Raw genomic sequence first — 22,660 nt, 5'->3', positions numbered from 1 at the left:
CTGGCCATGAGTTCAATGGAGCAAAGCGTTGATTGCCTGTCCCAGCTCCACCGCGACCATCGGCAATGCGATAGCTACCCGCAGAGTGCCAGGCCATACGAATCATCAGGCCGCCGTAGTGACCCCAGTCTGCTGGCCACCAGGCTTGACTGTTGAGCAGCAACTCTTTCATGTCTTTCTTGAGTGCGCCTATATCGAGCTTTTTTAATTCATCTCGATAGTTAAATGACGGACCCATTGGGTTTGTCTTTGTATCTTGTTGATGAAGAATGTCTAGGTTCAGTGACTTTGGCCACCATGCCATTGGTGTGTTGCTGGATTCGGTATTGGCCCCGTGAGCAACTGGGCACATTCCTTGTGATGTCATTTAGATCTCCTAATAGGTAAATCATTTTTGGTTAAGTAACCTGACCAAATTAGGTTAACTGAAAAAACGATTTTGGTCAGTGCGGCTGAGCACGTTTTCTATTCGCCCGCCATAAATGCGATAAGAATATTCATAGAGAACCCCTTTTGGCGGATTCTGACTGCAAAATTGCTAGCAAGTCCTTTTCATATTGATGGTTGAGGAAGTACAAGCCTTCTGCAATCGTGGCCAATCTATTTTGGATTTTCATTTTTAACTCCCTTCATTGTGTGTTGCGATGGATTCATCTTGTTCTTAATGAAGTGATCTGTCTAATGAATTAATATGAAGTTGTTAATCTAATAAATAGATAACTAGATAGGGTCGTTCTTGCTGTGTGTACGCCTAAATCGGGTTGCTTGGGCTTGCGGGTAAATCAGAATGGATTGAAGCCCCATCAAAAGATAGTATTTGCCATCATTACGTGAATTCAATTTAGAACATATCCAGCGCTGACCCCGAGATAACAAGATGAGCAAGTCCCAATTAATTTCTGTGAGCTATATCAGCAAGGCGACGCAGGATATGGGCGTTTTGGCATTGATGCGCCTTACGGATCAAGCTGCACAACTTAATCAAAGGCTGGGCCTAACAGGGGTGCTCTTTTATGAGAACCAACATTTTGGTCAAATATTAGAGGGGCCTCGTGCAGAGGTCACGAAGATGTGGGAAAAAATTCAGCGAGATCCTCGCCATCAGCAGGTGCGCCTGTTGAAGATGGAAGAGATTGCGCAGAGAAGCTTTACTGCCTGGTCAATGCGCTTCTTCTTGGCAAAAGAAATTATTGCGAAGATGCCAAACCTTACCGGTGTATTAGATGGTCTGCCCGAGCATGATGATGAGTTATTAAGGCTAATGCGCACAGCAGCAAGCTAGGCCCACCATTGCTAGAAAGTAGCTTGCTTCAAGAGCAACTAAACTGTAGTTATGAAGCAGCTCCTACATTTTTTTCTTATTGCGTCCTTCGGCATCGCCTTCGCGCAAGAGGCTTCCAATACTTATGATCTAAAGGTTGCTGTCACGAGATCCGGAGATCGCTTCCAGGTGAATGCAAGCTATGAGGTACCGATTACCGTATGCGAAGCCTTTACATTTATTACGGACTACGAGGGCATTAAAAATTTACCTGGAGTTGTAGATTCGAAGGTGCTATCTAGGTCGGGAAATAAGGTGAAGGTTGCCCGCTTACTTGAAGAAAGAATTCTATTCATCCCATTTGAGATGCGGTCTGAATTAGAGTACGTTGAGGTGCCTAACAAAGCGCTGCTTTTTGAGCAGTTAAGTGGTGATACAAAATACTACAAGGGAAGTTGGCGACTGTCCCCGGAGAAAGATGCCACCCTCTTTAAATATGATGCCCAGGTTGAGCCAAATTCGATGGTGCCATCAGCAATAATTGATTTCTTCATCAAAAATATTGTGCGTCGACAGTTTGAATCAATGGCTGAACTGGCATCCCAAAGAAAGTCTTCCCAAAAGACGGCATGCAAGTTGTAATATGCAAACTTAGTTTAAAGAAATGCGAACATGACCAATCTCAATCAATTACCCACTGATTTACCTATTCCTCAAGATGATGGAGCTGCCGCTCACTTGGTGGGTATGCGCTTGCCCGCAATCTCATTGGGTACGACTAATGCTGGCCAATTTAATCTTGGCGAGAGTAAAGGCCGCTTGGTAATTTACTGTTATCCAATGACAGGGCAACCCAACGTTGCTTTGCCAGAAGGTTGGGATCAAATACCTGGAGCTAGGGGATGTACGCCACAAAGTTGCTCCTTTAGAGATCACTATCAAGAGTTACGCGATTTAGGTGCAGAGGTGGTTGGCTTGAGTGTGCAATCTACCGAATACCAAAAAGAGATGGCTGATCGTTTGCATTTGCCATTTCCGGTATTAAGTGATGCCGATTATCAATTTCAGAAAGCCTTGCAGTTGCCCACGTTTGTTGCTGCTGGAATGACTTTATTAAAGCGCATTACTTTGATTGTGAATGATGGTGTGATCGAGGCTGTGCACTATCCAATCTTTCCAAGTGACAGTGATCCGGCTTGGGTTATCAACTATTTAAAAAATATCCCTGCTTAATTTTATTTGGGCAAATTGTATTTAGCCCACGTGAATAAGACGTTGCCGACGTTTTGTCCGCCAGGCACGTAGGCAGTCTGAATGCTGAGATCTTTATAGCTGATTGAGGCAATAGGAAGGACGCCGGGGAAGGGGATGTAGTTCATGATGTCTTGCCGCGACATGATGAAAGCCGTCGCTCCAATGCCATACTTCCAGTCAGGGCTGTTGCCAATATTCCACATGGGTATCCATCCATATCCCACCATGTACTGATAAATGCCATGTGAATCTTTGAAGGTCATTCCATATATGCCTTCCCAATTACCACTCTCATTCATTAGACCCCTACCGAATCCAATTCCCATTGGATATTCGGTGTATTCATTGATTTTTTCCTGAGAATACGCGTAAGGCATGTGATAGGTGTAGAGGGGGACATAAAGCTCATTTCCACCTTTGTCCCAAACGGACTCGAGATGCGTTGTCGTGGTTTGGAACCAATCAGAGATACTTTCGGCGCAGGAGGCTGCGAATGGCATGCAAAGAACTAACAGAACAATGAATCTACGGCACATAACTAATAATTTCGGAAACAGGTGAAGCAAAACACCACTTAAGTGAGGCTTAATGCTGAAATTCATAACAAACCACTTGAACTGACAGAATTATATGTTGCCATGCAGCAATATTTCCTTGCTAAGCCCAAATTAAGCCATTAATATGGTGCAGTGCAACAAATAACCCTTTAAAGGAAATAACATGTTCAAAAATCAATTTGCAGAAAATCAAGCTAAATCCGTAGAAAGCGCCCGCGCTTTAGGTCAAACCGCCCTTGAGAATGCTCAAGAATTGGCAGAAATCAATTACCAGGCAGCGCAGCAGGCCGTAGCAAACGCGCAAGCCAAGGCTGCCGAGTTATTGAAGGGCAAAGATGCCAAGGCTGCTTTAGATCTCTTGCAAAGCCCAGAAGTACAAGAGGCTGTTGCTGAGGTAGCTGCTTATCAGAAAAAGGTGGCTGCAGTACTGCGTCGTGGTAACCAAGAATTGGTTGAGGCTGTAGAGGCGGCCATTGATCAATCACAGGATGATTTGAAGAGCTTTGTGGCTACAGCAACCTCAAAGGCGCCAGCTGGCACAGAAGCATATGTAAGTGCATTTACATCCGCATTTAATACGGCCATGCAAAACTTCGACCAAGTTCGATCCACCACTCAAGATGCCTTTGCAAACTTCGAAAAAAGTGTGGAAACAGCAATGAAGACTGCACAAGGTCAGTTTGGTCAGGCCCCTAAAGCAGCAAAAAGCCGCGCCAAGTAATTGGTAGATAATAGCCATTCAGAAAGCCCCGTGTATGCGGGGTTTTTTTGATGGTGTCACTTCAAATAAATTTGAGAAAATGCCAAGACAGTTTTTAAAAATGCTTTAAGAGGCATGCTTTTAATTCTTGAGGAAATCGTATGAATCGCATTATGTTGTTGGGAAAAATTCACAGAGCAACCGTTACAGAGGCGGATTTGCATTATGAAGGTTCTTGTGGAATCGATGAGGACTTGCTCGATGCTGCCGACATGCGTGAATTTGAAAAGATCGAGCTTTACAACATTAATAATGGCGAACGTTTTTCAACATACATCATCAAGGCAAAACGTGGCTCGGGGATTATTTCTTTGAATGGAGCTGCTGCACGTAAAGCTCATGTTGGCGATCATCTGATTATTTGTACATACGGGCAAGTCAGCAATGATGAAGTTGCAAAGCACGTTCCTAAAATTGTGTTGTTGGGCGAAGGCAATACCATTAAAGAAATTAAGAAGGTCAATTAATTTCTCAATAGACGCGGGGCTAGGTGTAAGTCAGTATTACAAAAATAATTACACAAGTTATACTGTTTACAAGCAGGAGAGTGAGGCCATAGGCCTCCACCGAAGGCGCAAACTCCCATGAACGCTCAGGTACCCACTAGGAAGGTACTGCTTATCCTAAACAGCCGTCTGGAGAGTCACCATGTTGATGGTGCACCGAAGGAGCAAGCGCTAAGCTAGGTCTTAGCGTGAATCTCTCAGGTATCAAGGACAGGGGGAGCGGCAAGCGGGTGACGCATTCAATTGCGCACGCGCATGTTAGGAGTCCTGAATGAATATCGCCCCAAGCTAGCTCAGTAAGAACGCACAACTAACCTCCATCTCCGGAGCCATTAAAAATCTTACTGAATTAGGTAAACAATATGAGCAATATCTATACAAAAGAAGCCCCGTACCATCCAGGCTATGAAGATGCATCCTTTCAACAAGAGACGCCCAAAGGTGTGTCGGAGTTAAGTGAGCTGAGAAGAGTGAATTCGCGTTACCTGAAGTTTGCAGACGCTATTGTAGATTTCTGTAAAGCAAGTCACGTGCCAAGTAAAAAAGCGACCACTGGATAATAAAATCAGAGGGTGAGCATTGAAAATTAAAAACCACCTTCGGGTGGTTTTTTGCATTCAATTCTTGATAAGATCATTTATCCAATTTAATTCTGAATACATCATGAGACTAGCACGCATCATTTCGATATTGTTTGTAACTTTATTTGTGCTTGGCGCCTGCTCCAAAGAAGAGCAGTCCAATGTGATTAAGGTTGCTATATCTCCTACGATACCCCCGATGCTTTTTGAAAAAGATGGCAAATATACGGGTATAGATTTGGAGATATTTGAAGGCTACTGTAAGTCACGGGGCTGTACATTCAAAATGACCGCCTATGATTGGCTTGGTATGTTGGGCGCGGTAACTAGTGGACAGGCTGATGTCGCATTCTCCGGGATCTCAATTACCGATAAGCGTAAAGAGGTGATGGATTTTTCTAATCCTTATTTCACCAGCACTTGGCAGTTGATCGGTTTAAACAAGCGCCATATCAAAATTACTGATTTGTCACAGCTAAAAAAATACACCATTGCCTATCCTACCGGTAGCGTGTTTGATGATTATGTAAAAACAGTCTTGCAGCCAAAGGGCTATTACTCAGTAAACCAGGTCAAGCTGTATCCATCACCTACAGAGGCCCTGATTGCCTTGCAAAATGGCAATGTGGACTTAGTATTTGTGGATAACGTTATGCTCGTCAATTACCAAAAATCCTTAAATCTCCCAGTCAGTAGCAGCTATCAAGTGGTTGGGTTTGACAATCTAGGGTTTGCCTTCAAAAAAGGCTCAAAATTGCGGGATGACTTTAATTTATATCTTGCCGAGTTGGGCCCAGAAAAGCTAAAGGCAATCATTAATCGCTGGACGCAATAATTTAGAGTAGTTTTCGTATATTGGGTTAAAGTGCTTCTTAAGCCGATTATTTCAATTATTCATAAGGAAAAATATGTCCCATCATGACAAGTTAATTGCTGCTTTTGAAGCCTACCAATCAGAGAATGAAAAGTTCCACGGTAAAGGAATCAAAGCTTCTGCTGCCAGAGCTCGTAAAGCATTGCAAGAGATTGCTGGTTCTTGCAAAGAGCGCCGCAAAGAAATCACTGCTGAAAAAGAAGCGCTTGAAGGTAAGCCAAAAGGCGAGGGCATGTCACAAGACGCTGCACGTCACGCACACATCAGAAAATAAATTCTTTCTGAAAAGTCAAAAGTCACCTACGGGTGACTTTTTTCTTAGAGGTCTACGTTTTCTAGGGCGGGCCCCTCCAGGTGGCGAGTGTCAGCCCATTGCCCCACCGACCATCCATCCCCTTGTCTATGGGAAATCCAATTTAAAGAGGCATTTGGTACCGAAGCTATTCTTTCGGCGCTGAGCGCTTGTTTACTCGCAATGCGATACATCATATCGAGCGTGCCGCCATGACTCACGATCAAAATAGTTTTACCAGCATGGCGCTCTTGAATTTTATCTAGCGCATTTTGCACTCGCAAAGCAAATTGTTGAATACTTTCGCCACCTTCAAGGTCATGCTCTAAGTCACGAGCAATATGGGCTTGCCAAACATCGGGTTGTATTGATGGCGCCTCGGTGATTGAAAGCCCTTGAAGTGCGCCAAAATGCCGCTCTCGCAGAGCCCCATCAACTTTAGCCTCGACCCCAAATATTTCAACAAGTGCATTTGCTGTATCGGCCGCTCTTTTAAGGTCGCTGGTATACAAGACATCAAATGAGAGGTTGATATCTTTTAGTGCTTGTGCCATTTGACGAGCTTGTAGAGCGCCTTTGGCATTTAGAGGAATATCGGTATGCCCCTGCAGGCGTCTTTCAGCATTCCAGGCGGTCTCGCCATGGCGTATAAGACAGAGTTTGGTTATAGACATATTGCAATATTAAGCGGAGTTATTTTTCATTGTCCAAGCGCGAGGATTATGTTCGAAACCAAGATGCTCGTAATAGGTGTTCGCTTTCGGGGCAGCAAGTAGCACAATCATGCAGCTAGGGCCCAGTCGCTTTTTAGTTTCTTCAATGAGTTGCTTGCCTATTCCTTGCCGCTGGTATTGTTCATCTACAGCAAGGTCAGCTAAATAAGCCACATAGGCAAAGTCTGTCAGGCTGCGACTGATTCCAACTAGTTTCTCATCATCCCATGCGGAAATAGTGAGGTTTGCATTGGCAAGCATTGCTGTAAAAGCCTCAATACTATTAATTGGGCGTCTTTCCCCAAGGGTGGAGCGGGTATATAGGTCGATCGCCTGCTCTGGGCTAATAGTGGCATGCTCGATATAAGTGATCATTTTTCTTGGCCGATAGAATGGGTAAGCAAGTCCCCATTGCCAAGAGTTCCGGACTCCAGCGCCTCCGCCCTAAGGCCACCCCTACTCTCAAATGCATTCATGAAGTCAGGTCTTTTGAGTAGATTGGCTGGTCGCTGGCAGGGCTCGCATAATTCAGTGCCCTTAAAAGTAAGACTCCCCAAATAGAAAGTCTTGCCAACAAGCGCATTGAGCTCTTCTGCGGAAATCCCGATGATGATCAGATTTCTTCGAGTATCGCCCGGATCAAAAACTGCTTGTTGCTTGGCAAGGAGTTGTTGATTGGCATGATCAATGCCGGATAGTGCAATCAGAGAAATATGTCGGATTTTAGGCTTGGTTTTAGAGAACGCACCTATGCCTAGTGCATAGCGATCACCAGCAATTCCCTCGCCAGCAATGATGCGGGCTTGTGCCAGCTGCATCATTGGTTCGCCTGCACGAGCTGAAACATAAATAGAGTGAATTTGAGCAGATGCTTTCATGATGAGAGCATATTACATAAGAAAAAGCCCCGGTAATTTCGGGGCTTAGCACTTAGGCTGCGACAGGCTCAGCGACAGGCGCTGGGATTGAAGGGCGCTTATTAAGAGCCCTTTGAATCTTTGCTTTCTCTTTAGGCTTGGTGCTTGAGTCAAGTAATTTGCTTAATTGAGCAGTATTCAGTGGGCCCAGTTTAGCTTTACCAGTTTTGCTAACCATGGGGTCATTTTTTCTATTTCTTTGATTTTGGCCAACAGCCATATTTTTTCCTAGAGTCTTGGAATGATGAACCTCTGAGCTTGCTCAGCAGACTCCCCTAAGTAGGGCGCGGAATAGTGATCACAAATCAGAATAACAGTTAAGCAGTCCAGGCGCTATGATTAGATGATGATGAATATTCCAAATCTTATTTTCGCCGCCATCATGGGCGGACTTATGTCATTGAGTATTACGCTGGCGACAACTTTAGTTCGAGTGGGCTTAGCGCAGAACTTCTTCTGGGTATGGCTGGAGGTTTGGTTGGTTGCCTATCCAGTTGCGATGATTTGTATTTTGATCTATCGCCCATTTGCTAGCAATCTGACCGCAAGACTGGTGAAGAGGTTTGTACTATGAGCGGGCTAATGCATTTACTAAGCAAGGGGATTCGTATGACACATCTCAAATATGTTTTGTTGCTTGGGATTATTGGATTGAGTGCTTGCGCAGCGGTTTACACCGATGCATCAGATGCGAATCATGTCACCTTTCTAAATAGTGATGGCGAATCTATCGCATCACTAACAACAAGGGCCAATGCCTATTGCGCGCAATATGGCAAAACTGCTGCTTTTAGAAAAAGCGATACTCAGTTAGTTGCAGTGTTCGATTGCAATTGGCCGCAATCAAGCCAACGCTAGATTTATCCAGCGAGGTCTGATTGGTAGATGAGGCCTGCATGCTCTCTGAGCGCATGGAATTGAATGGATTCCCAGCGCTGTTGAGCGACATCTAATTCGGATTTGTGGCTGGCCAAAAATACTGAAGCACCCACAACATCCTCTGCCATGCGATGAATATTTTCTTGTATAAATTTCTTAAGAGCTACAGGATCTTCAGAGCTGACCCAGCGAGCTAAGTTATAGCGCGCAGGCAGCAGACGTACTTCAGCGCCGTACTCTGTTTGTAGGCGATGACTCACCACTTCAAACTGCAATTGTCCAAATGCGCCAAGCAACATAGTTCCGCCAGTCATAGGGCGAAATACTTGAATAGCACCCTCTTCGCCAAGCTGCATTAAGCCTGTGCGCAATTGTTTAGAGCGCAGTGGATCTGCGGACTCAACCATGCGGAAAATTTCAGGCGCAAAAAACGGCAAGCCTGTGAATTGCAACTGCTCACCTTCGGTGAGCGTGTCGCCCAAGCGAAGTAGTCCGTGGTTTGGCAATCCAATAATGTCACCGGGAAAAGCTTCATCTAAGATGTCGCGGCGTTGTGACAAGAAAGACAGCGCATTATTGGTACGCACTTCTTTGCCGTTACGGCAAATCTTGAGCTTCATGCCGCGCTGGAAATGCCCTGAGCAAATTCTCAAGAAAGCAACACGATCTCGATGCGCTGGATCCATGTTGGCTTGAATCTTAAACACCACTGCGGAGAATTTATTTTCTGCTGGGCTGACTTCGCGCTGCAAGGCCTTGCGTGAACCTGGTGATGGTGCGAGCTCCACTAAAGTATTTAGAATCTCGCGCACACCAAAATTATTAATGGCTGAGCCAAAGAATACTGGTGATTGACGCCCAGCCAAAAAGGCTTCACGGTCAAACGCAGGCATCGCATTTTTAATGAGATCAACTTCTGCAAGTGCATTTTCGAGATCAGTGCCAAGGCGCTCTTTCAGCGCAGGGTCATTGACGTCAACAATGGCATGCGAATCTTCGGTCACACGATCTTCGCCCGCTTTGAACATGCGCATTTGTGAGTTGGCGATATCAATCACGCCGGCAAATGATTTGCCCATGCCCACTGGCCAAGTAAAAGGAACTACTTCAATACCTAGCGCAGTTTCAATTTCATCCATGAGCTCCATGGGGGGCTTTACCTCACGATCCATTTTATTAATGAAGGTCACGATTGGCGTATTGCGCGCGCGACAGACTTCAAGCAAGCGCAGGGTTTGTGACTCGACACCATTGGCGGCATCAATCACCATGAGGGCAGAATCAACCGCAGTTAAAACGCGATAGGTATCTTCGGAGAAGTCTTGGTGACCAGGGGTATCGAGAAGATTAATGATGCAGTCACGATATTCCATTTGCATCACCGAGCTCGCAACTGAAATGCCGCGTTGCTTCTCAATCTCCATCCAGTCAGAGGTTGCATGTCGACTGGCCTTGCGTGCTTTTACGCTACCTGCAATCTGAATGGCTCCTGCGTATAACAAGAGTTTTTCGGTAAGGGTGGTCTTGCCAGCGTCTGGGTGAGAGATGATGGCAAAGCTGCGGCGTCTTAAAACTTCTGCGCCAGGAGTGCTGGATGTGATGGTATCGATGGTAATTCTGCGTTTAATCTAACTGACAGAATTATAAGCGCGCTGAGCTTCTTAGAATTGCTCTTCTGGCCTCACAAAGCGCCATTTTCCAGGAGGTAGGGCGCCTAGAGAAATTCTACCCATACGCACGCGCTTGAGGCCTAAAACTCTCAGGCCAACCATTTCACACATGCGACGAATTTGACGTTTGCGACCCTCTCGCAAAACAAAGCGAAGTTGATCTTCGTTCTGCCAGCTAACTTGAGCAGGCTTCAAAACAACACCATCTAATTCCAGGCCATGCTTTAGGCGATCTAGATCTTCAAAAGAGAGGGCGCCTTCAACCCGAACCAAATACTCTTTTTCTATCGGACTGTTTTCACCAATGAGGAGTTTGGCAATACGGCCATCTTGAGTCAGCACTAGCATGCCAGTGGAGTCGATATCGAGTCGACCGGCAGGCGCCAGGCCGCGAGTATTAAATCGCGGGTTGCGGCCCTTATCAAGCGGGCTAGCAAAGTAATTGTCCGGAGTAATTAGTGAGGCAGCAGGTTGGTACTCTTGCTCATCATCATAGTGAGAGATAAAGCCGACTGGCTTATTGAGAATGACGGTAATCCGGGATGCCTGCTGAGCTTTGGCCCCGGACTGTAACTCAATCTTTTGATGACGAAAAGCACGCGAGCCCAGCTCATTGACCACTTCACCATCAACAGTAACCAAGCCCTGCTCGATGTAAGAGTCGGCCTCGCGACGAGAGCAAAGGCCTAGCTCAGAGAGCAGCTTGGAGACGCGTATTTTTTCTTCCATGACTGCATTATCGGGCAATTGCCCGGCTGAGACTAGGTTCTGACAATATGAACGCTGCAGGGGGCTTCCTCAACAATTTTTGTCATTGAAGTTCGCCAAGGCGTTACTTTATTTGGTAGCTTGTGGGACGCCCCAATCAGGATGAGCGCCGCATCATTGTCTTTTGCGAAATCCACTATTCGGGTGGCCGGATCAAGTGCCTCTAGTACGTGATACGAAATCCGTTCTGGCGGCAATTTTAGGGGTTTAGCCCACTCCATGAGCTGCACAAGATGGCCGCGCACAATGCCGCTAGCAGTTTCACTTTCCTGGTTGCCTTCAAAAGTTGGGGTGCTCGCAATAGTGCTCAGACATACGAGGCGACTTTCAGGGTAGGCCTGCAATAAATTTTTGGCAGTTGTTTGCATACGTTCACGCAAGTCCTCATCAGATTGGCGAGTATCAATCGCTGCAATCATTAATGGTGCATCGTAGTTTCCGATGCTGGGACGAGGACTTGGGGATGGCTCATAACCTGCCGCACGGAACATGCGTTTCAGGTTTTCCCAGAAACTAAGTGGGTCTACTCGATCCGCACGCTCAGTGAGGGTGACGCTCTCATGGTCGCGCAAGACCTGACGAAGACGTGCAGCGCTTTGATAGCGGTCGGCTGCTCGTGGCTCCAGACAACGTAAAACAATTTCTTGAAGCCAGCGGGGGATCTCTTTGCGGATAGCGCGCGGAGGAAATGCCTGTGCCCACATTCTTTTTCGCAAACCACTCATCGACTGTGGATTCCCAAAGGGAAGTTCGCCCGTTAGTAGCTCATACATAATGACGCCGATAGAGAAAATATCGCTGCGGTAGTCAGAGCGAATTCCAGTGACTTGCTCTGGCGAAATATAGGGAGCCGAACCAATTCCCTTGCGCATTTCTTCTGCAAGTAAGTCTGGAAAGCGAGCGTGATGCGATAAACCAAAATCAATTAAGGTGAGCTTGCCTTTATCGTCAATCAGAATATTTTCGGGCTTGATGTCTAAATGAATCGCATCTTGTGCATGAAGCGACTGCACTGCCTGTGCCAAGTCAGCTCCAATTTTTACTACCTCATCAATTGAAAAAACTTTACCTTCTTTGATGAAGTCCTCAAGCGGTCATCCTTCAACGCGCTCCATTGCAATATAGGGGCGTGTCGCCATATTGCCAGAGCCGAGATATTTTGGAACATAGGGGCTCTTCAGTGAGCGCAGAATGGTTAACTCAGTTTCAAAGCCAATGAGACTTTCAACGGGCTGGTCACGACCGACTCTCGGAATCTTGAGAAGAATGGGAACATCAATACCTTCTTTAGTTGCGGAGTACAGGCTGGCCATGCCGCCACGATGAACTTCAGCCCCCAATACAAATCCATCAACTACTTTGCCTTCTTGGAAAATCTCATCAACTGCTTCAATATCAGTATTAATCGACATAAATAAATTATTTGCCCGTGATTAGGCGGTTAGCAAGATCCTCTGGCAACCCCGCACGACGAACTTTCTCTGCTGCTGTAAATTGATCGTAAGGGGTCCGATGAAAAGTAAGCACTTCTAATGCGGGCTCAAAAACAGCAAAGCAAGCTTCGGGATTGCCATCGCGCGGCTGGCCAAGTGAGCCCACTACGCCAACCCATTGGCGATGATGCATTACCGGAACTTCGTCGCCGGGATGGGGCGCAAAACGAATGAGCTTACCAACAGCACTTTGATAGAAGAGCGCTTGTTCGTGAGCGTGGCCAACAAAGGTATATGGCTTTCCTGAACTTTGTACGCAACGCCATGCGCTCATACTGTCGGTGATGTAATTCCAGTCCGCGGGATTATGAGCCGATGCGTGAACAAAGCACATTGCATCCTCTTGAATCATTAGGGGTAAATCTTTGAGAAACTGAATCTGAGAAGAGTTGAGCTGGCTTTTGGTCCATTCAATTGCAGCATTAGCGCTTGCATTCATTTGATGGCGATGGTCTTCAAAAACCGCTTGATCATGATTTCCTAAAACAGCAATTGCTTTTTTATTGGCAACCATCTCTCCAATGCGATCAATTACAGCGCCAGGGTCTGCGTTGTAACCAACGAGGTCCCCTAAAAAAACCATGCGGGTAACGCCCAACTCTTTGGCTTGCTCCATGCAAGCATCAAAAGCTTCTAAATTACTATGTAGATCGGCAAATAGCCCAATGCGTTCAGTCATCCTTTAATGATAGGACAAAAGCGCAGCCAGAAGAAGGGCTAATAGGGGTTCGCCTCATTAAATGGACGATTTTTAAAGCGTTTATGAACCCAATAGTATTCAGCGGGCCTGAGTCTTATTTCTTGTTCAAAAATTTGGTTGAGACGTGCGGTATCTGCTTCAGGGTTCTCAGTCGGAAAATTCTCAAGCGGCTTACTAATAGCGCAAACATAGCCAGCCTCATTTTTTTTGAGCGTTGTGACCATCATGCAGACCTGAGCTCCTGTAATTTTGGCAAGGCGGGAAACGGCGGTGATCGTATTGGTTTGAATATTAAAAAAAGGAACGAAGGTTGAATCTTTGAGCCCTAAATCAATATCAGGTGCAATGATGATAAAGCTCCCTTTGCGGATTTCTCGAATGAGCTCAAGGGTGTTTCCTTGGCGGTCAATCGAGTTCCCGCCAAAGCGATTGCGCCACTCAATAATTTTTCTATTAAAGAAGGGGTTTTTCATTCTTTGGAAAAAGCCTGAGGTACGGGGCCAGCCTTTGTCGTGAGCAAGCGCACTCAAAATAATGCTGCCTTCAATACCAATAAAATGCATGTTCACTAAGATGCGAGGTTGCCTATCGCTGAGGTCGACCTCTGAGCGAACTTCAATCATATCGGCAAGTTGTTTTTTGCTGCCGAGCCAAATAATACTTTTTTCTGCCAAGCTGCGACCGAGTAGCCTCCAGTGTTCTTCTCTAAGTGCATTAATTTCTTCTGGGCTCAGCTCAGGAAAGCATAGTTCCAAATTTTTCTGAACTACGCGATTGCGCGAGCTAGGAATATGAGCTGCTAAGTAGCCCAAGCTATAGCCAATAGAGACTAGCGTCTTATAGGGAAGCGATACTAGAAATCTGAGGAGCGCTACTCCAGAGTAGTTTGAAAAGTTTTTAAACAAAACTCAATTTATTCAGCGTCGTAGCGAGATAAGGATTTAGCGTAGCGCACATTCATTTCTTCGTCGGAGCTAATCGACATGCCTAAATCATTTACCAAGCCAGTCTCCAGGCGGTAAGCCCAACCATGAATCGTTAGGTCTTGCCCTCTTGCCCATGCATCTTGAACAATGGTGGTTTCGCAAACATTGACAACTTGTTCAATCACATTGAGCTCGCATAATCGGTCTTGACGCCTTGCTGTTGGAATAGCTTCACCAAGGTAGCGCTCATGCTTTTGGTGCACATCTTTGACGTGACGTAACCAATTGTCAGCTAGACCTACACGTCTATCCGTCATCGCAGTGTGGACGCCAGAGCAGCCGTAATGACCAACAACCAAAATGTGTTTGACCTTTAAAAGATCAATTGCAAATTGAATTACGGATAAACAGTTCAGATCAGTGTGCACGACGACGTTGGCAACGTTGCGATGAACAAATAATTCGCCCGGTAGAAGATTAACGATTTCATTGGCTGGGACACGGCTATCGGAGCAGCCAATCCAAAGATATTCTGGTGCCTGTTGAGAAACTAGGCGCTTAAAGAAATCTGCATCTTGGGCGATCATGGCTTCCGCCCATTCGCGATTATTGGCAAATAACTGGTCTAAGGCGCTGGAGTTCTTCATAATCATGATTTGAGTTTAAAGTACTTTAATGATGCCCATTTGGTTAAACCAAACCCCCACCGGCATTGTTCTTAATTTACATTGCCAGCCAGGCGCTAAGCTGACCAAGATAGCTGGTCTGCATGACGGCTGCCTGAAGATATCCTTGCAGGCCCCTGCGCTTGAAAACAGGGCAAATGAGATGCTGCTATCTTGGTTATCTAAGCAGTTAAGGGTTCCGCAAAAACAAATTCAACTTCTATCCGGTCAAAATAGTCGCATTAAGCGGGTAGAAATCTGGGGTTCAATCACCCCAGAGCAAATTATTGAGGTGTTAAGCCCCTAGGGCTTACCAAAATATTGCCCACGCAATTCCTAAAATCAGAACCCATTTTCCGATGTAGTAAACGCTGCGATGTTTAGCTTTGAGCTTTTTTGCCTGCGCTCTTAAGTGGTAGAAATACTTAAAGAGGATGTTCACAAGTCCAACCCTCTCCCCTTCAACGTTTTGGGAAGAGGCGGCGCTCATGACGTAGCGTCCAAACCAGCGATTGAGTAATTGCACCAATTTGGTGTAAACGGGGCGCTCCACATCGCAAAATAAAACAATGCGCTGTTGATCGGTTTCATTTGCCGCATAGTGAATATAGGTTTCATCAAACATCACCGGCTCACCATCTTTCCAGAAATAGCGCTCCCCATCAACGTCAATAAAGCATTTAGGATCGTTTGGGGTGACAAGGCCGATGTGATAGCGCAGCGAGCCCGCATAAGGGTCCCGGTGGCGTACCAGCGTAGCTCCTGGGGGTAGCGAGGCAAACATCGCCGCCTTAATTGACGGGATTGATTTCAGAAGCGCAACAGTTTTAGGGCAATTGAGTTGTGCCGATGGCATTTCCTTGCCATACCAGTAGAGGTGAAAGCGCTTCCAGCCAGTTCGAAAAAAGGAGTTAAAGCCAATATCGTTATATCCAGTGGCTGCGGCAATGGCGCCGTCTGCATTCAAAGCAAGGGCTTCGTCACGGATGATTTGCCAATTTTCTTGAAGCGGCTTCATTTCAGGAAAGTCCGCAACGGGAATAAATGCCCCAGCTTTGGTTTTGGAGAATAAATAGAGCAGGCTGTTAATTGGTGCCAAAAGCACCTGATAGTCCGTCAGGGAGCGCACTACGCCAAATCGCACCTTGCCCCTGAAATAGACATAAATCGCTGAAATGACAAAGATCAAAAAGACGATATGACGAAGTTCCATGGGGTTTACCGATTAGCGTTAATACTGATATTTTAATTTGTATGAGGCTGCATTTCACCCCTATTTTTATAATGAATATGCTCAAATGTTGATTGGTGTCAAAACAGACCGCAATGAATGCACCCAATTAGGGCTGCAAAGATGATTTATTAAGGAAAACCACATGAATGGATTCGCAAAATGGCTTTTAAGCCTTGTATTGATTGGCTTAGCGGGTTTAGCGGCCTATACCTGGATTATGCTCAATTGGAGCTATGGTAGCGGTGAGCGTGCCGGCTACGTTCAAAAGTTTTCCAATCGCGGCTATATCTGTAAAACCTGGGAAGGCGAATTAGCGATGGTTTCTATGCCTGGCACCATGTCAGAAAAATTTCTCTTTACCGTGCGTGAAGATGCTGTAGCGCAAAAAATCAATGCCAATTTGGGAAAAAAGGTCGCACTTAAATACGATCAACATATTGGGTTACCTACAAGCTGTTTTGGCGATACCGAGTATTTTGTATCAGATGTGACAGTTATAGAAGAGTAAAAAAGCGGTAATAAAAAAATTTGCTGTGACGCAGCTTTATTTTTGTAATTTTTTGTGGTTAAAATCATGTAAGCGCAATGTGCGCTGATATCAATATCTATAAGGAGCTTCACTTGAACAAAGCAGAACTAATCGCAGCGATTGCTGACGACGCTGAGATCTCAAAAGCCAAAGCTGAATTTGCATTGAATTCTGCTATTGAGCAAATCATTAAAGCTGTTACTAAAGGCGACTCAGTACAACTGATCGGTTTCGGTACTTTTGCTTCTGGTAAGCGCGCTGCACGTATGGGCCGTAACCCAAAAACTGGCGAGCCACTCAAAATTGCTGCTGCTAAAACTGTTAAGTTTTCTGCTGGTAAAGCATTTAAAGATTCAGTTAACAAGCGTAAGAAGTAATTCTTGCTTTGTTGATGAAAAAGCCCGGCTTGCCGGGCTTTTTTGTCTCCAGAGATAGCGCAATAGTCTGCGCATACATTCAATCTGATTGCTTAGCTTTGCACCAGACGTCGATGGCGATGAATACTCATCAAAATGCCAGCCCCGAAGCCGAGCGTGACTAGAGCAGTACCTCCGTAGCTAATGAAAGGCAATGGGACGCCCACAACTGGTAATAGGCCACTTACCATGCCGATGTTGACAAATGCGTAGGTGAAAAAGATCAGGGTGACTGATGCGCCTAGCAATCGCGTAAATAGATTTGGTGCACTCGCGGAGATAGCGAGACCACGCTTAATCAAAGCAAAGAACAGTGCGAGCAAAACTAAGTTGCCCAGCAAGCCAAACTCTTCGGAGAAGACGGCAAATATAAAGTCGGTATGTTTTTCTGGAATAAATTCAAGATGCGCTTGCGTCCCTTGAAACCAACCTTTACCAAAAAATCCACCTGAGCCGATCGCGATCATGGATTGAATAGTATGAAAACCTTTTCCAAGGGGATCGCTACTTGGATCGAGCAAAGTACAAACCCGATGCTTTTGATAATTATGTACAAATGGCCATACAACATCATGCGCACAAATCGTATTGCCGAAAATAATGATGAGCAGAATCCCAAATGCGCCAATGCCTACGAATGGCAGAATCCATTTCCAAGGTAGCCCCGCCAAAATAATCACATACATGCCCGCGGCAAACACCAAGAGTGCGGTGCCCAAATCCGGTTGGCGCGCAATCAGGAGGACCGGAATTGCGAGAATGATTGCTGCAACTCCATAGTCCCAAGACTTTTGAATGCCCTCACGCTTTTGAAAGTACCAGGCCAACATGAGTGGCATTGCAATTTTCATCAACTCGGAAGGTTGAATCACAAAGCCAATATTAAGCCACCGCCTCGCACCTTTTTTAATGAGTCCAAATACGGCAACTGCGATTAGTAGCGCAACTCCAATCCCATAAATCCACACTGCGGCCATCTCTAGCCATTTTGGCGGGATGCGAGAAACGATCCACATGACGGCAAATGAAAGCGCTAAGTTACGCAGCTCATCTTCAAAACGAACAGGTGTATTTTGGCTTGCAGATAAAAATATAATAAATCCAATTCCCGCTAAGCCAAGTAAAATAAGGCCTAGCTGGCGATCAAGCCCGCTAAAAATACTCAGGAATAATTTTTTTGCTTTACCTATGGCGCTCTTTTCCATTCAGGAATCTCCCTTGGCCATTTACCCTCAAGATAAAAATCAAGTGCTTTACGTGCAATTGGTGCTGCGTGCTGCGCACCAAAACCGGCGTTCTCTACAACCATTGCAATCACAATCGTTGGTTTTTCTGCAGGAGCAAAAGCAATATATAAAGCATGGTCACGCAAAAATTCTGCAGTAGAGCCATGCTTATATTCTTTCGAATTCAAACTAAATACTTGTGCCGTTCCAGTCTTACCACCAACTTGATAGCCTGTGCCCTTAAATACAGAAGCAGATGTACCAGAATTGTTCACTTCAACCATGGCCTTCTTGATCACCTCAATATTCTCAGGAACAAGATCAATGCGATAGCTTTCTTTGGGTGTGGTGAGTGTGCGACTTCTTGTGAAAGGATCTTCGATCGCTTTTACTAAGTGCGGCTTCATGACGATGCCGTTATTAGCTAGATTTGCCATGGCATGCGCTAGCTGCAAAATCGTGAATGCGTTATAGCCTTGGCCAATTCCAAGGGAAATAGTTTCACCTTCATACCATTTTTGTTGCTCTGGTTTTTTAAAGGTATTTTTCTTCCATTCTGTGGATGGCAGTACGCCTTTAGATTCGCCCTGTAAATCGATGCCGGTAATTTGCCCAAAACCAAATGGCTTCATGAAGTCATGCATCATGTTGACGCCCATATCACGCGCTAACAGGTAGTAGTAGGTATCGCAAGACTCAACGATAGACTTTTGCATATCGACAATGCCATGCCCACCTTTTTTATCATCTCGGAAGGTGTGGTTTCCAAAATCAAAATAACCTGGATCTGAGATCGTTTGTGATGGCGTGCGCTTTTTAGTTTCTAAAGCTGCGAGCGCCATAAATGGTTTGTATGTAGATCCCGGAGGGTAGATTCCTTTGAGGGGGCGGTTGTAGAGCGGCTTCTGCGGGGAATCATTTAACTCTTTCCAAGTTACTGAATCAATGCCCTCAACAAAATCATTTGGATTGAAGTTGGGCTTAGATACAAATGCCAGAATATCGCCAGTTTCTGGCTCAATCGCTACAAATGCTCCACGGAAATTTCCATAGAGTTGTTCCACTAAATATTGCAATTTAATATCTACTGACAACACTACATTTTTTCCAGGCACTGATGGTGAGCTAGAAAGTGTGCGCACTGGTTTGCCGCCCGCAGTAATTTCTACTTGGTCATATCCTGGCACTCCACGAAGAACCGTTTCATAACTTTGTTCTAAGCCAATCTTTCCAACGTACTGTATGCCGGGTAAAAAAGATGTTTGTAGCGCATCTGGATCATCTGCCTTAGAGCTTTCAATTTCCGCCAGCATTTTCTCTTTATCTCGCTGAGAAACCCGTCCGATATAGCCAATTAAATGGGAGGCCAATTCGTTGTAGGGGTACTCTCGGAAGCTGCGGGCGCGGATCTCAACCCCCGGAAATCGATATCGATTAGCCATAAAACGGGCTGTTTCAGCTTCGGTGAGCATAGATCGGAGCGGAAAAGTCCCCATTTTTCGCGAATCTTCCAGGGAGCGCTTGAAATTTCGACGGTCCCGTGGCGAAATCAACACAATCTGAGAGAGCTCATCAATTAGCTCATCAACGTTACCTTTAACCTCCTCGGCATTCACGTCTAGGGTTAATGCGGAATAGTTCCTGCCAATCACGATGCCATTGCGATCTATCAGTAGGCCGCGATTAGCCGGAGCGGGTACCAGGGCAATGCGATTGTTCTCTGCCAGTAGGGCGTATTTCCCATGACTCACGAGTTGCAGCCACACTAATCTTGTAATTAATAATAAGAAGCAAAAGGTAACAAACAAGGTCGCAATATGAATGCGCTCTTGAAACGAGTCGAGGTTTGGTTTTTTAAATGAAACCATGCAGCGCTTTAAAGAGGGCGATTGTGATCAACGTCAATGGGTCGACGTTGGGGCGACAGCAAGATCCGGGTTGCTACTGGCCATAGCAATGCTTCAATAATTGCTTGAATGGCACCAGTGAGGGCCCACCAATACACTTCGCCACTCAATAGCCAATGAGCTAGCACTGGAAACAATGAGACCAATAAGAAGATTGGCAAAAGATGAAGTGCTTGCGTTAATACTGATAGGGCAATGATTCGGCGATGCCAAGAGATCGCAAGGTAGGCCACTAATGAATAGCTAAATGCGTGAATCCCTAATAGATCAGAGTTGTGAACATCCATTAATACGCCAAGAATGAATGCAGTGATCACGCCCACATATCGATGCTGATGGATGTTCCAGAACACGATGCAAATAATGAGCCAGTCCGGAACCCAGCCGTAATTACCAACTGGCAGTAGGTTCAGCAGTAGTGCGCAAAACAAGCTGAAATAGATAAAAACCGGATTTACCGGACGCAGAATGTAGCCGCTTTGAAAATCGATCATTGCATACCCCGCGCACGAGTTTGGCGGCGCCCCGGTGTATTTGTTAGTGGCGCACCAGGTTTGCTTATTCCAGTAGACGCTTTGGCGTCCCACTGTGGGTCATAAAGTAACGCCAAGGCCTGGCGATAGCGGTTGACGGGTGCTACTGGCACGCAAAATACATTGGAAGAGTTTTTATCGGCATTGCGCTCTATTCGACTAATCACTGCTACTGCAAATCCAGGCGGATAAATACCGTCGATACCTGACGTAATGAGTACATCACCCACTTCTAAATCGCTGGCTACTGGAAGGTAGCGCAACTCGAGTGGATTGCCGCGCCCTGCGCCAAATACTGCAGCCCTCAAACCATTTCGCGCTACCTGCACTGGAACGGCAAAGTCACGATCTTCTAGCAAAGAAACTTCAGCGGAGTTGTCATAGAGTCGCACTACCTGGCCAAGGATTCCAGAGTCGTTGGCGATAGGGTTGCCTAGCTTGAGGCCATCGCTGCTTCCGCGGTTCACCACAATTCGTTGAGAGATGGGATTCGGCGGGTTAAATAAAATTTCCACAGGCAGTGTTTTAAAAGACACTTGTTTTTGTAAATCCATCAACTGCCGGAGATTTTGATTTTCTACAAGAAGAAATTCTGATTGGTTGGCAAGCAAAGAGAGCTCTGCTTGACGTACTTTCATTTCTTGATTTTCTTTATCGAGAGTTCCACGGCTAGTGAAATATTCTGAAGTCGCTTCATACGCATTGCGCGGCATCATCATCACGTATTCAAGTGGACGCAATATCCAGTTGACGTTATTGCGAATCGGATCAAGTGCTTTAAAGCGAAAATCGATCAACATCAAGGCGATGCTGATCGATAGACAGACAATCAGTTTGACTAAAGCCGGAACGCCTTGTCTGAAAAGAGGAGGAGCGCTATGTTGCAATTCCCTAATCGACGCTTAGGTCAATTACTCTTGTGAGAACACGCCGCCCAACTTATCCATGCGCTCTAAGGCAATGCCACAACCACGAGCGACGCAAGTGAGGGGATCTTCTGCAACATGAATAGGAAGGCCAGTTTCTTCGAGCAGCAAGCGATCTAGGTCACGCAGTAGTGCACCACCACCGGTGAGCATCATGCCGCGTTCGGCAATGTCAGATGCAAGCTCGGGAGGAATTTGCTCTAGGGCTGCTTTAACTGCTGTCACGATTTGATTCAATGGATCAGTTAAAGCTTCCAAAATTTCATTACTAGTAACAGTGAAGCTGCGTGGAATACCTTCAGAAAGATTGCGACCTTTCACTTCCATCTCGCGTACTTCAGCACCAGGGAATGCAGAGCCAATTGTTTTCTTAATCAACTCAGCAGTTTGTTCGCCGATTAACATACCGTAGTTACGACGGATGTAGTTTGTGATGGCCTCATCAAACTTATCGCCACCAACGCGGACAGAGCCTTTGTAAACCATGCCGCCCAATGACATCACGCCAACTTCAGTTGTGCCGCCGCCAATATCAACAACCATCGAGCCCGCCGCTTCAGATACTGGTAGGCCTGCACCAATTGCAGCAGCCATTGGCTCTTCAATTAAAAATACTTGTGATGCGCCCGCGCCCAAAGCTGACTCGCGAATTGCGCGACGCTCAACTTGTGTGGAGCCGCAAGGAACGCAAATAATGATGCGTGGGCTTGGCTTCAGCAGCTTGCTCTCGTGCACCATTTTGATAAATTGCTTGAGCATTTGCTCGGTAATTGTGAAATCGGCAATAACACCGTCTTTCATTGGGCGAATCGCCTCAATATTTCCAGGAACGCGTCCCAACATCGCTTTTGCTTCTTTTCCGACTGCCAAAATGGTTTTTTTGCCATTTGGGCCGCCTTCGGTGCGAATTGCCACAACGGACGGTTCATCAAGCACAATACCCCGTTCACGCATGTAAATTAAGGTATTGGCTGTACCCAGGTCGATGGCCAGGTCATTAGAAAAGTAGCTGCGGAAAAAACCAAACATGATGTAGTGGGAAAATAAGTAAGTGTTAAAAAATATATATATGA

At 45.8% G+C, this 22,660-nt stretch carries 30 protein-coding genes, 1 pseudogene and 1 riboswitch; of the genes and pseudogenes, 13 read left to right on the top strand and 18 right to left on the bottom strand.

What is annotated here, in order from left to right; translation table 11 throughout:
* A pseudogene (locus tag ICN16_RS06115) lies at window positions 1–367 on the bottom strand (catalase-peroxidase); the annotation flags it as partial.
* A gap of 510 nt (window positions 368–877) precedes the next feature.
* Here ICN16_RS06115 and ICN16_RS06110 point away from each other — a divergent pair.
* Genes ICN16_RS06110 through ICN16_RS06100 form a run of 3 tightly spaced genes read left to right on the top strand, consistent with a single transcriptional unit; the run spans window position 878 to window position 2,494 of the window.
* On the top strand, window positions 878–1,282 hold the full coding sequence (locus ICN16_RS06110; protein ID WP_216135519.1) for a BLUF domain-containing protein: 405 nt from the start codon (window positions 878–880) through the stop codon (window positions 1,280–1,282).
* A 51-nt stretch (window positions 1,283–1,333) separates the two neighbouring features.
* Entirely contained in the window at window positions 1,334–1,903 is a 570-nt protein-coding gene (locus tag ICN16_RS06105; protein ID WP_216135516.1) for an SRPBCC family protein, read from the top strand.
* Between the two features lie 30 nt (window positions 1,904–1,933).
* Window positions 1,934–2,494, top strand: coding sequence for a peroxiredoxin (locus ICN16_RS06100; RefSeq protein WP_216135513.1), 561 nt, complete (start codon window positions 1,934–1,936; stop codon window positions 2,492–2,494).
* 2 nt (window positions 2,495–2,496) lie between these two features.
* Here ICN16_RS06100 and pagP read toward each other — a convergent pair whose 3' ends face one another.
* Entirely contained in the window at window positions 2,497–3,051 is a 555-nt protein-coding gene (gene pagP / locus ICN16_RS06095; RefSeq protein WP_255533628.1) for a lipid IV(A) palmitoyltransferase PagP, read from the bottom strand.
* Window positions 3,052–3,235: 184 nt separating this feature from the next.
* On the opposite strand from pagP, the gene ICN16_RS06090 reads away from it, so the two are divergent.
* The 5 genes from ICN16_RS06090 to ICN16_RS06070 all read left to right on the top strand — a co-directional run bounded on the left by ICN16_RS06090 (window position 3,236) and on the right by ICN16_RS06070 (window position 6,067).
* Entirely contained in the window at window positions 3,236–3,793 is a 558-nt protein-coding gene (locus ICN16_RS06090; protein WP_216135507.1) for a phasin family protein, read from the top strand.
* A gap of 140 nt (window positions 3,794–3,933) precedes the next feature.
* A complete protein-coding gene (gene panD / locus ICN16_RS06085; protein WP_216135504.1) occupies window positions 3,934–4,299 on the top strand; it encodes an aspartate 1-decarboxylase in 366 nt (121 codons plus the stop codon).
* 158 nt (window positions 4,300–4,457) lie between these two features.
* A riboswitch (glycine riboswitch) is annotated at window positions 4,458–4,562 on the top strand.
* A 138-nt stretch (window positions 4,563–4,700) separates the two neighbouring features.
* The gene (locus ICN16_RS06080) at window positions 4,701–4,898 is read left to right on the top strand and encodes a hypothetical protein (protein WP_216135502.1); all 198 of its coding nucleotides are present in this window, start codon (window positions 4,701–4,703) and stop codon (window positions 4,896–4,898) included.
* Between the two features lie 103 nt (window positions 4,899–5,001).
* A complete protein-coding gene (locus ICN16_RS06075) occupies window positions 5,002–5,754 on the top strand; it encodes a transporter substrate-binding domain-containing protein (RefSeq protein WP_216135499.1) in 753 nt (250 codons plus the stop codon).
* Window positions 5,755–5,827: 73 nt separating this feature from the next.
* Window positions 5,828–6,067 carry a hypothetical protein gene (locus ICN16_RS06070; RefSeq protein WP_216135496.1) on the top strand — a complete coding sequence of 80 codons (240 nt, stop codon included), beginning with the start codon at window positions 5,828–5,830 and terminating at the stop codon, window positions 6,065–6,067.
* Between the two features lie 44 nt (window positions 6,068–6,111).
* Here ICN16_RS06070 and ICN16_RS06065 read toward each other — a convergent pair whose 3' ends face one another.
* Genes ICN16_RS06065 through ICN16_RS06055 form a run of 3 tightly spaced genes read right to left on the bottom strand, consistent with a single transcriptional unit; the run spans window position 6,112 to window position 7,676 of the window.
* Window positions 6,112–6,759, bottom strand: a complete 648-nt coding sequence (locus ICN16_RS06065) for a histidine phosphatase family protein (protein ID WP_216135493.1) — start codon at window positions 6,757–6,759, stop codon at window positions 6,112–6,114.
* 9 nt (window positions 6,760–6,768) lie between these two features.
* Window positions 6,769–7,173: a GNAT family N-acetyltransferase gene (locus ICN16_RS06060; RefSeq protein ID WP_216135490.1), complete on the bottom strand. Its 405-nt coding sequence runs from the start codon at window positions 7,171–7,173 to the stop codon at window positions 6,769–6,771.
* Entirely contained in the window at window positions 7,170–7,676 is a 507-nt protein-coding gene (locus ICN16_RS06055) for an MOSC domain-containing protein (RefSeq protein WP_255533625.1), read from the bottom strand. Before ICN16_RS06055 ends, ICN16_RS06060 begins: the two co-directional genes overlap by 4 nt.
* 382 nt (window positions 7,677–8,058) lie before the next feature.
* Between ICN16_RS06055 and ICN16_RS06050 the strand changes: the two genes are divergently transcribed.
* Together ICN16_RS06050 and ICN16_RS06045 are read left to right on the top strand one after the other, a co-directional pair.
* Window positions 8,059–8,289 (top strand): DUF2798 domain-containing protein, encoded by a 231-nt coding sequence (locus tag ICN16_RS06050; RefSeq protein ID WP_255533624.1) that lies wholly within the window; start codon window positions 8,059–8,061, stop codon window positions 8,287–8,289.
* 35 nt (window positions 8,290–8,324) lie between these two features.
* Window positions 8,325–8,573: a hypothetical protein gene (locus ICN16_RS06045; protein ID WP_216135488.1), complete on the top strand. Its 249-nt coding sequence runs from the start codon at window positions 8,325–8,327 to the stop codon at window positions 8,571–8,573.
* Between the two features lie 2 nt (window positions 8,574–8,575).
* Here ICN16_RS06045 and ICN16_RS06040 read toward each other — a convergent pair whose 3' ends face one another.
* From ICN16_RS06040 to can, 7 genes are read right to left on the bottom strand one after another with little or no spacing between them, the layout of a single operon-like run.
* Entirely contained in the window at window positions 8,576–10,195 is a 1,620-nt protein-coding gene (locus ICN16_RS06040) for a peptide chain release factor 3 (RefSeq protein WP_370625615.1), read from the bottom strand.
* Window positions 10,196–10,255: 60 nt separating this feature from the next.
* On the bottom strand, window positions 10,256–10,993 hold the full coding sequence (locus ICN16_RS06035; protein WP_215334090.1) for a pseudouridine synthase: 738 nt from the start codon (window positions 10,991–10,993) through the stop codon (window positions 10,256–10,258).
* Between the two features lie 32 nt (window positions 10,994–11,025).
* Window positions 11,026–12,111: a protein kinase gene (locus tag ICN16_RS09925; protein WP_216135697.1), complete on the bottom strand. Its 1,086-nt coding sequence runs from the start codon at window positions 12,109–12,111 to the stop codon at window positions 11,026–11,028.
* 15 nt (window positions 12,112–12,126) lie between these two features.
* Window positions 12,127–12,444, bottom strand: coding sequence for a hypothetical protein (locus tag ICN16_RS06025; RefSeq protein ID WP_216135485.1), 318 nt, complete (start codon window positions 12,442–12,444; stop codon window positions 12,127–12,129).
* A 7-nt stretch (window positions 12,445–12,451) separates the two neighbouring features.
* The gene (locus ICN16_RS06020; RefSeq protein ID WP_216135482.1) at window positions 12,452–13,204 is read right to left on the bottom strand and encodes a metallophosphoesterase; all 753 of its coding nucleotides are present in this window, start codon (window positions 13,202–13,204) and stop codon (window positions 12,452–12,454) included.
* Window positions 13,205–13,242: 38 nt separating this feature from the next.
* Window positions 13,243–14,130 (bottom strand): lipid A biosynthesis acyltransferase, encoded by an 888-nt coding sequence (locus ICN16_RS06015; RefSeq protein ID WP_216135481.1) that lies wholly within the window; start codon window positions 14,128–14,130, stop codon window positions 13,243–13,245.
* 8 nt (window positions 14,131–14,138) lie between these two features.
* On the bottom strand, window positions 14,139–14,804 hold the full coding sequence (can, locus tag ICN16_RS06010; RefSeq protein WP_216135480.1) for a carbonate dehydratase: 666 nt from the start codon (window positions 14,802–14,804) through the stop codon (window positions 14,139–14,141).
* Between the two features lie 22 nt (window positions 14,805–14,826).
* On the opposite strand from can, the gene ICN16_RS06005 reads away from it, so the two are divergent.
* Entirely contained in the window at window positions 14,827–15,123 is a 297-nt protein-coding gene (locus ICN16_RS06005; RefSeq protein WP_216135479.1) for a DUF167 domain-containing protein, read from the top strand.
* Between the two features lie 3 nt (window positions 15,124–15,126).
* Here ICN16_RS06005 and ICN16_RS06000 read toward each other — a convergent pair whose 3' ends face one another.
* Window positions 15,127–16,029 carry an aspartyl/asparaginyl beta-hydroxylase domain-containing protein gene (locus tag ICN16_RS06000; RefSeq protein WP_216135478.1) on the bottom strand — a complete coding sequence of 301 codons (903 nt, stop codon included), beginning with the start codon at window positions 16,027–16,029 and terminating at the stop codon, window positions 15,127–15,129.
* A 163-nt stretch (window positions 16,030–16,192) separates the two neighbouring features.
* Here ICN16_RS06000 and ICN16_RS05995 point away from each other — a divergent pair, with 163 nt between their 5' ends.
* Window positions 16,193–16,558, top strand: a complete 366-nt coding sequence (locus ICN16_RS05995; protein ID WP_216135477.1) for a hypothetical protein — start codon at window positions 16,193–16,195, stop codon at window positions 16,556–16,558.
* A gap of 77 nt (window positions 16,559–16,635) precedes the next feature.
* On the top strand, window positions 16,636–16,956 hold the full coding sequence (locus ICN16_RS05990) for an HU family DNA-binding protein (protein WP_143742185.1): 321 nt from the start codon (window positions 16,636–16,638) through the stop codon (window positions 16,954–16,956).
* A gap of 92 nt (window positions 16,957–17,048) precedes the next feature.
* On the opposite strand, the gene rodA is transcribed toward ICN16_RS05990, so the two are convergent.
* The 5 genes from rodA to ICN16_RS05965 are packed head-to-tail and all read right to left on the bottom strand — an operon-like array spanning window position 17,049 to window position 22,616.
* Window positions 17,049–18,200, bottom strand: coding sequence for a rod shape-determining protein RodA (gene rodA, locus ICN16_RS05985; protein WP_216135476.1), 1,152 nt, complete (start codon window positions 18,198–18,200; stop codon window positions 17,049–17,051).
* A complete protein-coding gene (mrdA, locus tag ICN16_RS05980) occupies window positions 18,182–20,089 on the bottom strand; it encodes a penicillin-binding protein 2 (RefSeq protein WP_216135473.1) in 1,908 nt (635 codons plus the stop codon). Before mrdA ends, rodA begins: the two co-directional genes overlap by 19 nt.
* A gap of 8 nt (window positions 20,090–20,097) precedes the next feature.
* Window positions 20,098–20,622, bottom strand: coding sequence for a rod shape-determining protein MreD (gene mreD / locus ICN16_RS05975; protein WP_216135472.1), 525 nt, complete (start codon window positions 20,620–20,622; stop codon window positions 20,098–20,100).
* Window positions 20,619–21,548 carry a rod shape-determining protein MreC gene (gene mreC, locus ICN16_RS05970; RefSeq protein WP_216135471.1) on the bottom strand — a complete coding sequence of 310 codons (930 nt, stop codon included), beginning with the start codon at window positions 21,546–21,548 and terminating at the stop codon, window positions 20,619–20,621. The genes mreD and mreC overlap by 4 nt, the downstream gene beginning before the upstream one ends.
* Before the next feature lie 24 nt (window positions 21,549–21,572).
* Window positions 21,573–22,616 carry a rod shape-determining protein gene (locus ICN16_RS05965; RefSeq protein WP_046330974.1) on the bottom strand — a complete coding sequence of 348 codons (1,044 nt, stop codon included), beginning with the start codon at window positions 22,614–22,616 and terminating at the stop codon, window positions 21,573–21,575.
* Window positions 22,617–22,660 lie beyond the last annotated feature (44 nt).

It is taken from the genome of Polynucleobacter sp. es-MAR-4 (assembly GCF_018882055.1).
Taxonomy (GTDB): domain Bacteria; phylum Pseudomonadota; class Gammaproteobacteria; order Burkholderiales; family Burkholderiaceae; genus Polynucleobacter.
This window is presented reverse-complemented; position numbering and strand designations above follow the sequence as displayed.

Excerpts from the sequence above, each read along its gene's own strand:
- ICN16_RS06065 (WP_216135493.1), bottom strand. The coding sequence starts at position 6,759 with ATGTCTATAACCAAACTCTGTCTTATACGCCATGGCGAGACCGCCTGG.
- ICN16_RS06000 (WP_216135478.1), bottom strand. The coding sequence starts at position 16,029 with ATGGAACTTCGTCATATCGTCTTTTTGATCTTTGTCATTTCAGCGATT.
- ICN16_RS06075 (WP_216135499.1), top strand. The coding sequence starts at position 5,002 with ATGAGACTAGCACGCATCATTTCGATATTGTTTGTAACTTTATTTGTG.
- ICN16_RS06025 (WP_216135485.1), bottom strand. The coding sequence starts at position 12,444 with ATGTCGATTAATACTGATATTGAAGCAGTTGATGAGATTTTCCAAGAA.
- mrdA (WP_216135473.1), bottom strand. The coding sequence starts at position 20,089 with ATGGTTTCATTTAAAAAACCAAACCTCGACTCGTTTCAAGAGCGCATT.
- pagP (WP_255533628.1), bottom strand. The coding sequence starts at position 3,051 with ATGTGCCGTAGATTCATTGTTCTGTTAGTTCTTTGCATGCCATTCGCA.
- ICN16_RS06090 (WP_216135507.1), top strand. The coding sequence starts at position 3,236 with ATGTTCAAAAATCAATTTGCAGAAAATCAAGCTAAATCCGTAGAAAGC.
- ICN16_RS05990 (WP_143742185.1), top strand. The coding sequence starts at position 16,636 with ATGTGCGCTGATATCAATATCTATAAGGAGCTTCACTTGAACAAAGCA.
- ICN16_RS06110 (WP_216135519.1), top strand. The coding sequence starts at position 878 with ATGAGCAAGTCCCAATTAATTTCTGTGAGCTATATCAGCAAGGCGACG.
- panD (WP_216135504.1), top strand. The coding sequence starts at position 3,934 with ATGAATCGCATTATGTTGTTGGGAAAAATTCACAGAGCAACCGTTACA.
- ICN16_RS06105 (WP_216135516.1), top strand. The coding sequence starts at position 1,334 with ATGAAGCAGCTCCTACATTTTTTTCTTATTGCGTCCTTCGGCATCGCC.
- ICN16_RS06045 (WP_216135488.1), top strand. The coding sequence starts at position 8,325 with ATGACACATCTCAAATATGTTTTGTTGCTTGGGATTATTGGATTGAGT.
- ICN16_RS06080 (WP_216135502.1), top strand. The coding sequence starts at position 4,701 with ATGAGCAATATCTATACAAAAGAAGCCCCGTACCATCCAGGCTATGAA.
- ICN16_RS06070 (WP_216135496.1), top strand. The coding sequence starts at position 5,828 with ATGTCCCATCATGACAAGTTAATTGCTGCTTTTGAAGCCTACCAATCA.
- ICN16_RS06035 (WP_215334090.1), bottom strand. The coding sequence starts at position 10,993 with ATGGAAGAAAAAATACGCGTCTCCAAGCTGCTCTCTGAGCTAGGCCTT.
- ICN16_RS05995 (WP_216135477.1), top strand. The coding sequence starts at position 16,193 with ATGAATGGATTCGCAAAATGGCTTTTAAGCCTTGTATTGATTGGCTTA.
- ICN16_RS06055 (WP_255533625.1), bottom strand. The coding sequence starts at position 7,676 with ATGAAAGCATCTGCTCAAATTCACTCTATTTATGTTTCAGCTCGTGCA.
- ICN16_RS06100 (WP_216135513.1), top strand. The coding sequence starts at position 1,934 with ATGACCAATCTCAATCAATTACCCACTGATTTACCTATTCCTCAAGAT.
- ICN16_RS06050 (WP_255533624.1), top strand. The coding sequence starts at position 8,059 with ATGATGATGAATATTCCAAATCTTATTTTCGCCGCCATCATGGGCGGA.
- mreD (WP_216135472.1), bottom strand. The coding sequence starts at position 20,622 with ATGATCGATTTTCAAAGCGGCTACATTCTGCGTCCGGTAAATCCGGTT.
- ICN16_RS06020 (WP_216135482.1), bottom strand. The coding sequence starts at position 13,204 with ATGACTGAACGCATTGGGCTATTTGCCGATCTACATAGTAATTTAGAA.
- can (WP_216135480.1), bottom strand. The coding sequence starts at position 14,804 with ATGATTATGAAGAACTCCAGCGCCTTAGACCAGTTATTTGCCAATAAT.
- ICN16_RS06005 (WP_216135479.1), top strand. The coding sequence starts at position 14,827 with ATGATGCCCATTTGGTTAAACCAAACCCCCACCGGCATTGTTCTTAAT.
- ICN16_RS06060 (WP_216135490.1), bottom strand. The coding sequence starts at position 7,173 with ATGATCACTTATATCGAGCATGCCACTATTAGCCCAGAGCAGGCGATC.
- ICN16_RS05965 (WP_046330974.1), bottom strand. The coding sequence starts at position 22,616 with ATGTTTGGTTTTTTCCGCAGCTACTTTTCTAATGACCTGGCCATCGAC.
- rodA (WP_216135476.1), bottom strand. The coding sequence starts at position 18,200 with ATGGAAAAGAGCGCCATAGGTAAAGCAAAAAAATTATTCCTGAGTATT.